Source organism: Suicoccus acidiformans (assembly GCF_003546865.1).
Lineage (GTDB): Bacteria > Bacillota > Bacilli > Lactobacillales > Aerococcaceae > Suicoccus > Suicoccus acidiformans.
Map to the genome: position 1 here is coordinate 1,897,180 of NZ_CP023434.1, position 14,350 is coordinate 1,911,529.

General features: G+C 38.1%; 16 protein-coding genes and 1 pseudogene. 3 read left to right on the forward strand and 14 right to left on the reverse strand.

All coding sequences use genetic code 11. From position 1 onward, the window contains the following. Nucleotides 1–3 precede the first annotated feature (3 nt). The 8 genes from eutA to CL176_RS08935 form a co-directional block, all read right to left on the reverse strand. Nucleotides 4–1,425: an ethanolamine ammonia-lyase reactivating factor EutA gene (gene eutA / locus CL176_RS08905; protein WP_118990997.1), complete on the reverse strand. Its 1,422-nt coding sequence runs from the start codon at nucleotides 1,423–1,425 to the stop codon at nucleotides 4–6. Nucleotides 1,426–1,436: 11 nt separating this feature from the next. Then, on the reverse strand, nucleotides 1,437–2,852 hold the full coding sequence (locus tag CL176_RS08910) for a histidine kinase N-terminal domain-containing protein (RefSeq protein ID WP_118990998.1): 1,416 nt from the start codon (nucleotides 2,850–2,852) through the stop codon (nucleotides 1,437–1,439). After that, entirely contained in the window at nucleotides 2,845–3,414 is a 570-nt protein-coding gene (locus CL176_RS08915) for an ANTAR domain-containing response regulator (RefSeq protein WP_162890918.1), read from the reverse strand. Before CL176_RS08915 ends, CL176_RS08910 begins: the two co-directional genes overlap by 8 nt. 18 nt (nucleotides 3,415–3,432) lie before the next feature. Beyond that, on the reverse strand, nucleotides 3,433–3,774 hold the full coding sequence (locus CL176_RS12335; protein WP_205528106.1) for a BMC domain-containing protein: 342 nt from the start codon (nucleotides 3,772–3,774) through the stop codon (nucleotides 3,433–3,435). A gap of 12 nt (nucleotides 3,775–3,786) precedes the next feature. Then, nucleotides 3,787–4,917 carry a 1-propanol dehydrogenase PduQ gene (locus tag CL176_RS08920; RefSeq protein WP_118990999.1) on the reverse strand — a complete coding sequence of 377 codons (1,131 nt, stop codon included), beginning with the start codon at nucleotides 4,915–4,917 and terminating at the stop codon, nucleotides 3,787–3,789. A gap of 177 nt (nucleotides 4,918–5,094) precedes the next feature. Further along, nucleotides 5,095–5,682, reverse strand: coding sequence for a cob(I)yrinic acid a,c-diamide adenosyltransferase (locus CL176_RS08925; protein WP_118991000.1), 588 nt, complete (start codon nucleotides 5,680–5,682; stop codon nucleotides 5,095–5,097). After that, nucleotides 5,683–6,120 (reverse strand): EutP/PduV family microcompartment system protein, encoded by a 438-nt coding sequence (locus CL176_RS08930; RefSeq protein WP_118991001.1) that lies wholly within the window; start codon nucleotides 6,118–6,120, stop codon nucleotides 5,683–5,685. A gap of 14 nt (nucleotides 6,121–6,134) precedes the next feature. Further along, entirely contained in the window at nucleotides 6,135–6,428 is a 294-nt protein-coding gene (locus tag CL176_RS08935) for a BMC domain-containing protein (protein WP_118991613.1), read from the reverse strand. 270 nt (nucleotides 6,429–6,698) lie between these two features. On the opposite strand from CL176_RS08935, the gene tnpB reads away from it, so the two are divergent. The 3 genes and pseudogenes from tnpB to CL176_RS08950 all read left to right on the forward strand — a co-directional run. Next, nucleotides 6,699–7,049, forward strand: coding sequence for an IS66 family insertion sequence element accessory protein TnpB (gene tnpB, locus CL176_RS08940; RefSeq protein WP_118990190.1), 351 nt, complete (start codon nucleotides 6,699–6,701; stop codon nucleotides 7,047–7,049). 74 nt (nucleotides 7,050–7,123) lie between these two features. Further along, the gene (tnpC, locus tag CL176_RS08945) at nucleotides 7,124–8,692 is read left to right on the forward strand and encodes an IS66 family transposase (protein ID WP_205528099.1); all 1,569 of its coding nucleotides are present in this window, start codon (nucleotides 7,124–7,126) and stop codon (nucleotides 8,690–8,692) included. Nucleotides 8,693–8,941: 249 nt separating this feature from the next. Further along, nucleotides 8,942–9,844: pseudogene (locus CL176_RS08950) on the forward strand (IS30 family transposase); the annotation flags it as partial. A 278-nt stretch (nucleotides 9,845–10,122) separates the two neighbouring features. Here CL176_RS08950 and CL176_RS08955 read toward each other — a convergent pair. The 6 genes from CL176_RS08955 to CL176_RS08980 are packed head-to-tail and all read right to left on the reverse strand — an operon-like array spanning nucleotide 10,123 to nucleotide 14,344. Next, complete coding sequence (locus tag CL176_RS08955; protein WP_118991002.1) at nucleotides 10,123–10,878, reverse strand: ABC transporter ATP-binding protein; 756 nt, start codon at nucleotides 10,876–10,878, stop codon at nucleotides 10,123–10,125. After that, nucleotides 10,875–11,921, reverse strand: coding sequence for a FecCD family ABC transporter permease (locus CL176_RS08960; protein WP_118991003.1), 1,047 nt, complete (start codon nucleotides 11,919–11,921; stop codon nucleotides 10,875–10,877). The genes CL176_RS08955 and CL176_RS08960 overlap by 4 nt, the downstream gene beginning before the upstream one ends. Further along, on the reverse strand, nucleotides 11,908–12,891 hold the full coding sequence (locus CL176_RS08965; RefSeq protein ID WP_118991004.1) for an ABC transporter substrate-binding protein: 984 nt from the start codon (nucleotides 12,889–12,891) through the stop codon (nucleotides 11,908–11,910). Before CL176_RS08965 ends, CL176_RS08960 begins: the two co-directional genes overlap by 14 nt. Before the next feature lie 26 nt (nucleotides 12,892–12,917). Beyond that, nucleotides 12,918–13,700, reverse strand: coding sequence for a nitroreductase family protein (locus CL176_RS08970; RefSeq protein ID WP_118991005.1), 783 nt, complete (start codon nucleotides 13,698–13,700; stop codon nucleotides 12,918–12,920). Continuing rightward, a complete protein-coding gene (locus tag CL176_RS08975; protein WP_162890920.1) occupies nucleotides 13,693–14,085 on the reverse strand; it encodes a nitroreductase family protein in 393 nt (130 codons plus the stop codon). Before CL176_RS08975 ends, CL176_RS08970 begins: the two co-directional genes overlap by 8 nt. After that, a complete protein-coding gene (locus CL176_RS08980; protein ID WP_118991007.1) occupies nucleotides 14,063–14,344 on the reverse strand; it encodes a nitroreductase family protein in 282 nt (93 codons plus the stop codon). Before CL176_RS08980 ends, CL176_RS08975 begins: the two co-directional genes overlap by 23 nt. Nucleotides 14,345–14,350 lie beyond the last annotated feature (6 nt).

Below are 14,350 nucleotides of genomic sequence, written 5' to 3' on the forward strand. Positions count from 1 at the left end.
ACTTTAGCTAAAGGCCAATGTTTTTATGACAATTGGTATTGCTCGACCACCTGATATTGGTTTACCAATGTCTATATAATCTCCATCATTCACAGCAACACTATCCATGCAAATAAATTCATAATCTTTCGGTAACTTTGCTTTAAAACTATGTCCCAACGCTTTAGCCATATCTTCACGTAAGATAATAATAATCGGGAAGTTCTCTGTTATTAAATCTTGTAAACCAGACAAAAGCGTCTCTGAAAATTCTTGAACCTCATTAAAACTCGGATTTTTGATACCTTCAAAAGCAAATGCTACTACTTGCTTCTCTTCTTCGACTTTAAACCATTCATATTTATTTTTCATAATAGAGACTAAATCTTTTGCATTCTGCTCTTCACGAGAGAATCTAATCACTGGAACATTCTTCATCGGGAAGATATCCCCGTGATAAAGAATTGTACTGCCACTAACATCTGTTGTATGCGAACCCGCTCCAACAACTGTCGCTCTGATTGTCTCTTCTGTTTCATAAACATCATATGTCTCGAATAATTTCGACTTAGGGATATATCTTCCAAATAAGACACCAATATCCCCGTACTCAAATTCTTGAACTGATTTATTATTGCCATAAACAGCATCAGCAACTCCGCCTGAAAACGATATTACTTCAGGTGTAATGTAATTGCTGAAATCGTTATTGGTTAAGAGCATATTGTAATATTTACTTTTCTCTCCAATACCTGCAGCATTCTCTAGGACTTCGATTAATATGTCGAATAATTTGTTTAGCTCGGTATTATTTAATGGTTCGCCCATATGAATCGATATATTCTCCTGTCGAATTATATCTTGATATTTCGGAGAAATATATGTTACGTTCTGGCTGTTATCCACTCGAATTAGTCGACCGCCTATATCGAAACATGTTGTGTCTACTGTTACCCCATCCTGGAAAATCACTAGGTTTGTCGTACCACCACCTATGTCATAATTTATCGTAGAAGTATGATGATTTTTTGAATAAGAGTATGAGCCAGAACCTTTTCCAGCAATGACACTCTCAAGTTCCGGCCCTGCGGTAGCCACAACAAAATCTCCTGCTAAACCACTTAAGGCATCCGCTACCGCTCGAGAGTTCTCTTTTCGAACAGTTTCCCCAGTAATGATAATTGCTCCTGTTTCGATTTCATCAGGCTTAACATCGGCTTTACGATATTGTTCACTGACGAAGTCCTGAATGCTTTTGGAGTCAATTAAATTGTCTCTATTTATAGGTGTGAAAATTATATCGCTTTTATATATCACTTCTTTATCTGTTATTTCGATGGTAGGGATTGTAAAAGATGATGATGTGTTTTCAACTTTTAGCCTCGAGAGCACCATCTGACTTGTAGATGTCCCAATATCAATCCCTACGCTTAGTAAATTAGCCATTCAATCACTTCTCACTCTATAGTATTCTTGAAATTTATCTTCACCCGTGTTCCAGGATGATTTGGTTCATAAACAATCAAACCATTCAACTTACTATTCACAAAACTTTCGACAATTTGTAAACCTAAGTTTTTGTGATTATCATTTGAAAAATTAATTCCACTTCCATTATCTGATACAATCATCTGAATTAACTCTTGATCGGATTTAATCGATACTTCTATTCGAGCCTGCTGCTCCTCATCAAAACTACGAAAAGCATGCTCTAATGAGTTTTGGACTAGCTCATTAATAATTAAGGCTAGTGGGACAGCCATCTCAAAATCTAGCAAGAGGTCGTCTATATTCTTCTCTATTGTGATATAACCTTTCACTGCATGAGAATACATTAAGTTATCTACTACAGAATTTATAACAGCTTTAATATTAATTACATCTCCTGTATTACTCTCAGAAAGAATATCATGTGTTGTAGAAGTTGCCAAAATACGATTAATACTCTCGCTTAAAGCTTTTGCTGCTTCATCTGTTGATGTTCTATGGAGCTGTAATCTCAAAAGGGATACTACCGTCTGTAAATTATTCTTAACCCGATGATGAACCTCTCGTATCGTAACCAGTTCATTATTTATCTCATTTTCTAAAAGTTTCTCCTGAGATCTATTTGTCATAATAACTACATAAAGGCCACCTGGAGACTCACAGTACTTAAAATCAACATAATAATTCCAGAAACTACTTTGCCCTTCATAAATCCCATATTTCAAAAGTTTTTTTACATCTTCAAATCTATGTTCATTTAATGATAGATTATTAAAATGCATCTGTTGTATAGGATCCATATAGCCTATATCATGATAAAATTGATCAGCAATTTTATTATTAGCTATTAAGAATCCATCTGAATTAAAGACCAGAACTATATCCTGAATTGCATTAAAGATATAGTCAAATGTATCTTTCGTTATCGTTAGTTTCGACTTTTTGGTATGATTCTTTGACACGAGCTCGTCATCTTTCAAACTGGTTTCAAGTATTAATACCGCAATCGTCTTATCGCCAAACTCTATCGGGAACGAAGTCTGTTTAATGGTAGCTCCTTCCTGAGAAATCGCCATCAAATTGACCGAGGGCATTCCAGTTTGTAGAGTTCTAATTGGACCAGGTTCGTCTTGAATCAAAGCGTGTTTACCAACAACGTTTCCATCATATAATGACTGACCTTTAATTGGACGTCGGTGCCATACAACAATCGCTTGTTGTGAAATTTTATCCCAAGCATCGATGAAAATATCGTAAGTCAAATAATCTTTCTCAATCGGTAAATTATTGGCATAGCTTATAAGATAATTAATTTCTTTGGTATTTAACGAGGTGTATTTTTCACAAAGCTCCTTGATATTACTATTAATTTGTTGATTACTCATCGAGTAATACCAATGTTTCTGCAATTTCTATCATTGTAGTTCGTTTATCCATACTTAATTTCCTTATTTTCTGATATGCTTCGTCTTCAGTAATATTTTCTAACTTCATTATAATACCCTTGGCTTGTTCAATAACTTTACGATCACTAAGATTTTTCTTTAGTTGTTGTATTTCTTGAGATAAAGCAGTAAAATGCCTGCTATTTTCGAGTGATAATTCAACCATTGGAATTAAAGCATGCTCACGAATTGGTTTAACGAGGTATCCTAGCATTTTGTACTCTTTTGCTTTCTCAATAAATTCCTTATCACTATATGCTGTCAATAAGATAATCCCAGAGGCGGAACCGTCTTCAAGAATTTTTTTCGAAGCCGTTAACCCATCTAACAGTGGCATCTTAATATCCATTAATACTAAGTCAGGTTTATATTCCTTACTCTTAGAAATTGCTTCAAAGCCATCTGTCGCTTCTCCCACAACTTCATACCCTGATGTTTCGAGAATGTCTCGTATATCTAGTCTAATCAAAGGTTCATCATCTACGATGAGAATTCTACTCATATCATCACCTCAAATATCCTAACTAATGCTCATTGGGTTAATATCATAATGCAATTCGTCAGAAAGAAGTTGAATCGCCGCTGAAAGAGCAGCTTTGACCGAATCTAAAGTTCCACTGATGATAAGTGATCCTGTAAATCGATCCATATATTCAATTTCAACTTCCGCCGTCTTTACTGCTATATCAACCGCTATTATTGCTGCCTCGCTAGGTGTTATAAGCATAATCCCTATCGCATTGTGTGAGCGATTATGAATACCGATTTTTTGTTTTAATTCTTCGTCAGGATTAGCAATAATATGAACTAAAGTTGCCTGTTTACCAGGCACATATTCCTGTATGACTCTTTCTTTTGACAATGATATCACCTACTAAAAAACATTCTTGAGTATCGCAATAACATCTTCCTCGGAAGGCTCAATTGGATTGGTATCAGTACAAGCATCTAACAATGCATCTTTAGCGATTTCATTAATATAGTTTTCTAGCTTTGCTTTATCAATACCAAAACCTGAAAGACTCAAGGGACGTTCTGTTGATTTTAGTAGTTTGGTAATCTCATTGATTAGACTTCGTGTGCCGATACTCGGACTCACTGCATTTAAGTCAAGAAAACCTGCAATTTGACGATATCTATCTGCAACTTCCGTATGCAATTGATTTCCCACTAATCCACTATTGAAGCGAATAACCTCTGTTAATAAAATACCATTTAAGCGTCCATGAGGGATATGTAATCTAGCTCCTGCTGCGTGGGCGATACCATGATTTAAACCTAACGAGGCTTGATTAAAGGCCATACCAGCCATTGTAGATGCAATATGCATCTTCTCTCTAGCTTCTCGGTCACTTCCATCACGGTAGGCTCTTGGTAAATATTCGAATACATATTTAATAGCTTTCTCCGCTAGAGCATCTGATATTTCTGTAGAAGCCGTAGAAACATATGCTTCAATCGCATGTGTTAATACATCTACACCGGTATCAGCCGTTTGATTAGGCGGTAAACTTTCCACAAAGTCAACAACTAAGATAGCATCTGTCGGTTGAATTTCATCCGTCACTAACGGATACTTCACACCTAATTCTTGGTCAGTTATGATGGAAAAATTTGTAACCTCAGAGCCGGTACCACTAGTTGTAGGAACAACTATGAATGGGATATTACCAGAAAGCATCCCCATACGTTTAGCAAAAAAGTAAATCCCTTTTCCAGCATCTATCGCTGAGCCACCACCAAAAGCAATAAAAATTGTTGGCGAGAACTCAGAAACCATCTCTAATCCTGAAACCAAATTTTCAATCGGAGGATCCGGCTGAACTTCATCAAAAATACGTACTTCACAGGATCGGTCAATTTGACTTGTCAAAGTATCCATAAATGGCGAAGAAGAAATAAAGTTATCTGAAATAATGATAATGTTCTCGTCTTTGAAATCATTCAAAATCGTCAGACTATCATCGCCAATATGAATTTTAGTGTCAAATTTTATTGTTATCATTTCATTCTCCTTTCCAACAAAAAAGCCACAAGTTAAACTCACCCCTGTATTAAATGTCAGTGGTCTCGTTAACTTATGGCTTCATTGCACTTTCCAAACACATCGTTGTGTTCTGTAACTGTTTTCATAATACCCTTATATTTTTGCTTTGTCAACTGATAATTGTGAAAAATTGAATTACTTAAAATCATCAATGTCCTCTTTTGTAATTTGATGAAAAACCTTTCCACTCCGCTCATAAAACACATCATCTTTACTTTCATTTGCATTCACATATCTTGCAATTGCATAAAAATAATCCGATAAACGATTTACAAATCTTACAACCTCAGAATTCATATCATTATCCCATTGAAAGTGCACAATATCTCTTTCTGCTCTTCGAGCAACCGTCCTTGCAAAGTGAAGAACACTCGCTAAAGTTGTCCCTCCGGGAAGAATGAAAGATTGGACACTTGGTGCCTTATCCGAATAATAATCAACTCGGCTCTCAAGCCATAATGTATGATCTTTATTCAATCTATATTCAGCATAACCATGAGGTGTTGCAATATCTGACCCACAATCAAATAGAAACTGTTGAATTTGCTGCAAATCGTCAGAAAGCACCTCATCTTCTTGAATCAAAGAGACTGCAATTCCAACAATGCTATTTAATTCATCCAACGTACCGTATGCAATGACTCGATTGGAATCTTTAGCGACCTTTTGACCGCCAATAATACTTGTATAACCTTTATCACCTGTTCTTGTATATAATTGCATTTAACCGACCCCTCTTTCCAGAAAATCTTTAAGTTCTATCAGCCCTGTTCCTTCGATAGAAGAAATAGAGAATATTCGCTCTGCACCTGCTTGTTTTAATTCAAATTCTGCTTGCTCAATATCTTCTACGGTAGATAAATCTATCTTTGTGATGACACCAATAACTGGAACGCTAAATAGCATTGCAAAAGTTGGAGAGTAGACTTGTCCTGTAAGATTAGCCGGCAACACTAGACAAATAATGCTCGCATCGGTTGATAAATTTTGTAAAGAATTATAAAATCGCCGATGCTGAATGAATTCTCCTGGTGTATCAATAATACGCCCTTCATATTCTACGGCTTGAGTCTTACTGTATTCTAAAGGCTGCCCATCTAAAGCCTGCTTTAGTGTTGTTTTCCCAGCGCCGACTGGCCCAACTAACATAATTTTGTCCAATTTCTCACCTTCTATCATGTTCTTGTAATTGCCGAAGTAGCAAATCCAAGGTTTGTACTGAGAAAATTATTAGCCGATTGCAAAGCAGTTTGAACAGATGATACATCCCCCATAATTATCATTGAACCACTAAAACGATCTACGTAACCAATCTCTACTTCTCCGGTTTTCTTTGCAATATCTGCAGCTATAATAGCTGCTTCTCCAGGTGTCACAGTGTAAATACCTAAAGCACTCACACCATCTTTTCTATCAAAGCCTAATTTATCAAAAACTCTCTCGTCAGGCCCTGCAATGACATGTGACATTGTTACTTGCTTGCCGGGTACAGATTCAAATATTTTTCGTTCTTTTTTCTCTGACAAGCGTCCACCTCTATTCTCATTTTATATATATTCATTCTATTTTATCAACAAACAAATGTCAACGTTTACAAAAAGTTCAACATAATAACAAAAATGTATCAAATGAGTATTCTCTAACCTCTATTTGATACATTGTAAGCGGTCTATTATGAGGTATCTATCAAATTTAAATCATCTCCATTATTCTATAAGTAATAGAAAGGAGATGATTTTTTGATTCGACTAACTGAAGAAGACAGTTATTACATCGTCTATGGTAAGACTGACCTGCGTAAAGGGATCGACACCTTAGCAATTCTCCTTCAACATGATTTTAATCACGACCCTTTTGATGGGGCTTACTACTTCTTTTGCGGTAGTCGCTCCGATCGTTTCAAAATTCTACATTGGGATGGTGAAGGCTTTCAGTTAATCTATAAACGATTGGAGAATGGTAAGGTCCACTGGCCCAGAGCTAATCAAGCCTGCTTAGAGCCCATGAGTTTGATGGAGGTGACCAGGTTATTAAAGGGCTTTCCCCTTAAATCTTCAATCTCAGTTTCGTCAAAAAAGTTATTTTATTAGTGTTTTAGTGGCTGCTTTTTGGAAGCAAATCTAGTAGAATAGGGGTATCTATTTAAGGAGGAGGTGCCCCAGATATGGTTGATACCTTAACACGCGAGGAATTGCTTTCAGAACGAGAAGAATTACTTGTCCGTCATGAACAACTCGCTAAGCAATTAGAGTTACTCCAACAAGAACTCCACTTGAAGAATGAGGAGAATCAGTACCTGCGCCACAAACTCTTTGGCCGGTCCAAAGAGACCCATCAGGTCGCAGACGGTCAGCTATCTTTATTTGATGGGGTGCCTCCCATTGAAGAATCTCCAGACTTGCCAGATGAAGAAGACCTGGTAGTTCCTAAAAAGAGAAAGAAACAAAAAGGACAAAAGCGCAAAGTCTTGGAACAGTTCGAAGAAGTTCCAGTGGTCCATAAGTTAGAGGATAAGACCTGTCCTTGTTGTCAAGACGAAATGGTGGAAATTGGCAAGACCAAGGTCCGGGAAGAAGTAGTCTACCAGCCTGCTCATTATGAAAAACAAGTCCATTATGGGACCTCTTACAAGTGCTTAACTTGCTCAGAAGAGGAGCCTCAAGATGTAATCGTCAAAGCTCCTGTTCCAAAAGCCCCGATTCAAAATAGTCTGGGGTCTGCTTCGGTGATCGCTCAAACCATTCAACAGAAGTATGTCCTCAAAGTTCCCGCTTATCGGCAAGAAAAGGTCTGGAAAGAGGGAGGGCTACCGATTAATCGCCAACAGATTAATCGGTGGCATATTCTGTGTGCCCAATATTACTTTGGTTATCTTTGGGAAGAATTGGCCAAGGAGCTTCTATCCCAAGACATTATTCATGCCGATGAAACCAGCTATCGAGTGATTGAAAGCGATAAAACCAATACTTATTATTGGCTCTTTCAATCTGGCCGTCATGAGGCCCACCCCGTGGCAATCTATCTACACGATGAATCACGAGCTCATCGGGTGCCTCAGGAATTCTTAGCTGATTTCAAGGGCCATCTCCATTCGGACATGTACAGCGCCTATTTGAATCTGCCGGATGAGATCACGGTAGTGGGATGCTTTGCCCACCTTCGTCGCAAGTTCTATGAGAGCCTGCCCAGCAATGCCCCTCCTGATTCAGTTGCGGCTCAAGCGGTTGCCTACTGCGACCAAGCTTTTGCCTTAGAGAAATCTTGGAGAGATTTGCCGGCTGAAGAAAGGTTTCAATTACGCCAAGAGGAACTGTCTGTGGTGTTGACCAACTTGTTCGATTTAATCGAACCCTACAGTTACCAAGCGACAACAGGCAAACTCTCCAAAGCCATTGCTTATGCGACCAAGCATAAAGAATACTTTATGAATGTCCTCAAGGACAGTCGCTTAGAGCTAAGCAATAATCTGGCAGAAAGGTCCATCAAAGAACTGGTCATCGGCAGGAAGAATTGGCTCTTTTCATCCAGCCTGCAAGGAGCTCAAGCTTCTGGCATCATCCTATCTTTGAAAGTGACAGCTGACTTGAACGGCCTCTCTCCGGTGGCTTATTTCCAACTGCTCTTAGAAGAATTACCCACCCTGTATGCCGAGGGAACTTTACTCGACCGTCTACAGGCTTATTTACCATGGTCTGATTATGTAAAAGAAAAACTCGGTAAAAAAGAATCATAATAACAAAGCAATGCCCGTTAGAGAGCTTAACTTTCTAACGGGCAATTTTATTTAGACTTTCTGTAAATTGCTTGAGATCCTTGGTTTTGGTGTCCAGGTTGTCAGAGAATTATCAAGTTACCTGATTATCGACCGCTTACGATACATTTTTGTAAACCTGAATTGTAAAATTAAGCTAGAAAAAACAAATAAGACCATTTGTGCTACACTATTTATGAGTCCAATCATAAATAAAGGAGTAGACACAAAATGGCCTGCACACATCTTACCACGAAAGAACTGACTTGGATAGAAAACTATTACGAAATTGGCGAAAAAGCTTACATAGTCGCTAAAAAGTTAAGAAGATCTGCTCAAACCATCTATAATGTCTATCATTATTTAGACGATGGTGGGACTATCATCGACTATTATGAACGCTACAAAGCTAACAAATCTAAGTGTGGCTCTAAGAAGAAGCAGTTCACAGAAGATCAAATCACCTATAACAATGACCGGGAGTCACAAGGGTGGTCACCGGACGTGATGATTGGACGCCAGGAAATTGACTTGAATTGCTGTGCAAAAACACTTTGCCGTCGCTTCCAAGATGACCCTGCTTTTGATGTCAGAGATTTACCCATGCAAGGTAAACGAAAAGCGAATCAGCATGTTGAAACGAGGGGCCGTCCAAATGACCGTAGAAGACTAGAACAGCGTCAAGAGGCTTATCCTGATTGAAGGGGATACTATCGTTGGTAAGAACCACCAAAGTGCGGCCATTACACGAGTGGAACGAATAAGTAAATTAGCAATCACCCTGAAGACAGAAGGTCGTAAAGCATGTCAAGTAACGGATTCATTGAGGCGTTTCTTCCTTAAATCCCTTACCGTTTGGTTAAATCTCTGACTTTGGACAATGGCAAAGAGTTTTCTAACTGGAAAGACTTAAGCAATGAATTTAATATCGACATCTTCTTTGCAGACCTAGGATGCCCATCTCAAAGAGAACGGAATGAGCATTCTAACGGATGGTTAAGAAGAGAAGGTCTGCCTAAAGGTACTGATTTTAATGAAGTGGATGAATACTTTCTTAAGGAAGTAACCTTCAAGCGACATATCATTCCACGTAAATCTCTTAACGACTACACTCCCCTAGAGGTTTTCTTGGCCCAACTTTTGGATCAAACACCTGGCTATTATGCCAGCCACTTAAGAATATGGTTTCATCAAGCACCTGGCTCCTCCAGAGTCGCTAGCGCTTTTCCTCTTGACCAGTCAGGAGTTTGATGAAGGGGGTTGTTTAAGGTGGTTAGCATAAGTATGTCACCAAGTTCAATCACTCATAATATAGTGTAAAAATTTCTAACTTAAATTGACAATCGAGAAAATATTATAAAATTATCAGTGTGTCTAACAAACGGTATAGATCACCTATCTATCATCGTACACTACCGATAGATCAATCGAAGTCCATACTCTGTAGTCAATATATCCACATCCACACCATACACATTAGCAATATTATCCTTAGTTAAAACATCCTCAGGCTTTCCTTCGAACCGAATACAGCCTTCATCCATTAGATAGATATAGTCACAAAACATAGCAGCTAAATTTAAATCGTGCAAAGTAACTAAAATACTTTTATTCAGAGCCTTTAAGCTTCTTAGAATCTTCAATTGATATTTAATATCTAGGTGATTTGTCGGCTCATCAAGAAGTAAAATGTCCGTATCTTGACACAATGCTCTAGCAATATAAACTCGTTGACGCTCACCACCTGACAAACTTGAAAATAAACGTTGGTCATAATTCACAAGACCAACCCTTCGCAAAGCTTCCTGGCAATACTGGTAATCTTCTGGTTTTTCTGATTGAAAGATAGATTTATAGGGAGTGCGTCCCATCAATACTATGCTCTCTACCGTCATATCAAAATTTATCTCATTATTCTGTTCTACCGTCGCAATCTGCTGAGCACTTTCCTTATAACTTAATTTTTGAATATCGTCACCTTTTATTCGAACTGATCCTTTATCAGGATTTAAAGAACGATAGATAGTTTTTAAGAGCGTGCTTTTACCTGAACCATTAGGCCCGATAATACCTACAAATTGTTCCTCCTTGACATCGATTGACACATCTTTAAGAATTTCCTTCCCTCGAATATTTAGGTGAATATTACTGGCTTTAATATTAGTCATTGAACACCTTCTTTATATGTATGACGAATGAGAATATACACAAATACAGGAGCACCTATTAATGAAATAAGGATTCCAATCGGTATTTCTGTATGACTAATTAAGGTGCGTGACAATACGTCCGCTAAAACTAGCACAATGGATCCTAGCAAACTTGAGACAGGCAACAAATACTTATGATTCGTCCCCACAAGCATTCTGGCAAAATGAGGGATAATTAATCCTATGAATCCTATAATACCCGACGCATTCACGATAAACCCTACAACTATCGACACAATAAGTATGCACATGATACGATATTTACCTAAATCAACACCTAACGTAAGAGCTTGTTCATCTCCAAGTAGCATCAAATCTAGCAAGCGATGAAACAGAGCAAAAAATACAAAACCTGAAATCACAATAATAAATAATAAACGGTTGCTTTCCCAGTTCACCCCTCCTAGACTCCCCATCGTCCAGAAAGTTACCGTCCGCATGCCCTCTCGATCATTTGCTAGAAAAACGATAAAATTAGCAATGGCTTGGGATGCAGAACTCACTGCCATCCCTGTTAGAAGTAATTTCATCGTATTACTTCGCCCGCCTATTTGAGCAATGACCAGTACTAGAATCGCTATAAGTAGTGCACCAAGGAAGGCACTTATACCTATCGCTTCAGATCCAAATTGACTTTTACCAAAGCCTAGCATAATAGCCAACACCGCTCCTAGGTAGGCACCAGAAGATATTCCCAAGGTATAAGGATCTGCTACCGGATTTCTAACCAGTGCTTGCATCACTGTTCCAGCATATGAAAGTCCGATTCCGACAAGTACAGCTGCAATAACTCTTGGTAAACGTATCAGAGAAATAACATCCTGAACGGTTTTGCTTAAATAATCTTCAGGTAAATAGCCGATTTTAATGAGTAAATATTGCCAAACTTCTTGAAAGGACACATCCGTGCTACCATAACTTACGGCTACCATGCTTACGATAAACACTGCAATACCTAAAACAAATATGAGTAGCGTTGGTTTTACTCTAATTGCCTTCATTAGCTTCGTATAGTTCTGGATAAATCCCTTGAGCTAAACGTTTAATACCATCAATCGTGCGAATACCCGAGCAATACATTTCACCTAATGGGATAGCGTAGACTTCATTATTGGAAACGGCAGCTACATTCGCTAAAGCTGGATTATCTTTGAAAGCTTCCACTGCTGCCTGCTCTCCTGAGACTGCATCTTCTTCCAGGAAGTATACTGAGAAGATGACATCCGGATTGATAGAGACAATATCTTCAACACCGATTGTAGACGCTTCAGTCGAAATTAAGTCTGCTCCGAGTTGCTTCACCATATCGCCACCAAGCGTATTCTCTCCATAAAGCATAATAGAATCTCCAGACTGCTCAATAACCATAACCGTTCTTGGTTCACTATCTTTAGCATGTTGCGCAACCTTATCAATTTCTTCGCGCATTTCTTCGACAATTTCTTCTGCTCGATCTTCTACATCAAAGATACGGCCTAAATTTAGAATATCGGTATACTCATTCTCCACGGTACGTTCTGCTAGTGGCCCAGAGTTACTGCTCATATAAGTATGCACATCCCGATCATGCCATTCTTTAACGTCTCCCATGTGATCCTCACCAAAGAAAGAATACCAAGAAAGAATCATATCCGGTTCTAACATCAATACAGATTCCTTATCCGGTTGATAATCCGATAGAACATTTACTTTCTCTAGAGAGGCTTGTAACTCAGGTTTAACCTCATGATCCAAACCTGCAACACCAACTAAATGATCTTCTAGACCTAGGGCTAACATCGTCTCAACAGAGTTCTGATAAACTGCAAGCACCTTCTCTGGAGCTTTCTCGTAAACTTCTACGGACTCTTCTTTTGCATAATCATAATTTATTATTTCAACAGGATAATGAGACGCTGCGTCGATTGAAGTCATCAAGGATAAACTCAATAAAGCAGTGATTGTTAACGAAAGTGTCTTTTTTAATTTCATTGTTATTACTCCTTCTTATTTTCATATTAGTCATTGATACATAAATCTACACCCATAGCTTCTAATTCATTCAACAAATAGGCGTAAAGCGGGGCTTCCCCAGTGATTCTTTTAGCAACCATTTGACTATAAGTCTGAATGTGTTCCCTACCAAGCTTTTGATAGTAGCTGATAAGTTCTTCATCATATATTTTGAGTGCATCTAATTTTTGAGAAATGGGCTCATATGTATTCTCACTCAGTTTAACTTCTATCGGAAGACGAGGACTTAACTCCGGGTTTTCATCAGGATAACCAAAGCCTAGACCAAGTAATGGCAATGTTAGCTCCGGCAAATTTAACAATTTCTTCATTTCCGGTAAATTATCAGCGACCGTAGACAGGAAAAGCCCTCCCAAACCATCTGTTTCAATGGCATTCATCATATTCTGGGCTGCTAAATACATATCTCCTATCGCAACAAAAGCAATATCGAAATAGTAATGCTGAACTTTTCCGGGTGCGAGTCTATCTGTTAACTCTTTAAATCGGTATAAATCTATAATAAAAATTAATAGTTCCGGTAACTTTTTTATGTATTCTTGTTGAATCGCCTCTCCAATAGCCTCTTTAAGCTTTTCGTCCGTGATACGGATAACCGAATACCCTTGCATACCCCGACAAGCCGTACGGTTCATCACTTCAAGATAAATTTGTACCTTTTCTTCTTCCACTGGTCTATCCTTATATTTACGGATAGATCGGTGTGTTAATTGTTTCTCTATGCTCATTTCCATTATATGTTCCAATCTAACTAAGCTCTTAAACATCAAAGCCCCTTTGTCTCAAATAATCCACAAAATAAGCTCGAGGCGTACTATTAGGATCTTTCGTTATTTGTCGAGCAATTCGCTGACTATAATTTTTTGGATTCTTATAGCCCTTTGCCACTTGTCTATCATATGTAATCTTGTCAAATGCTTCTAAGCTATCGGCTTTCTCTTTTATGGATTGATAATAATTCTCACTTACTTTAAAAGCTAGGTCAGGCTTAGGTGTTAAAGCAGTCTCTTGTGCAGTGTAGCCAAAACCTAGACCGAGCAATGGATAGGTTAGCTCTGGTAAGTTTAATAAAGCAGAGACCTTCTCAACATTGGATGAATCAATCCCCATTAGCATGCCACCTAAGCCATCAGATTCGATTGCAATTAACATATTTCGAGCGATACAAATCAATAATAAAAATACATAATTCTGGTACAGCAGCCATGTATTTCTTTCCTGTCACTTCAGCAAGCTTTGTTTTTAAATAAGCGTCTGTAAAACGAATAAGAGAGTAATTTTGTAAATTTAAATGTGACGTGCTGTTCATGACTTCTAAATAAGACCAGATCTTTTCTTCTTCCACTGGCTTATCAATATACTCTCTAACAGTTCGGTGCGTAAGTTGCATGGCAATGGTTTCATTCAGCATATTAAA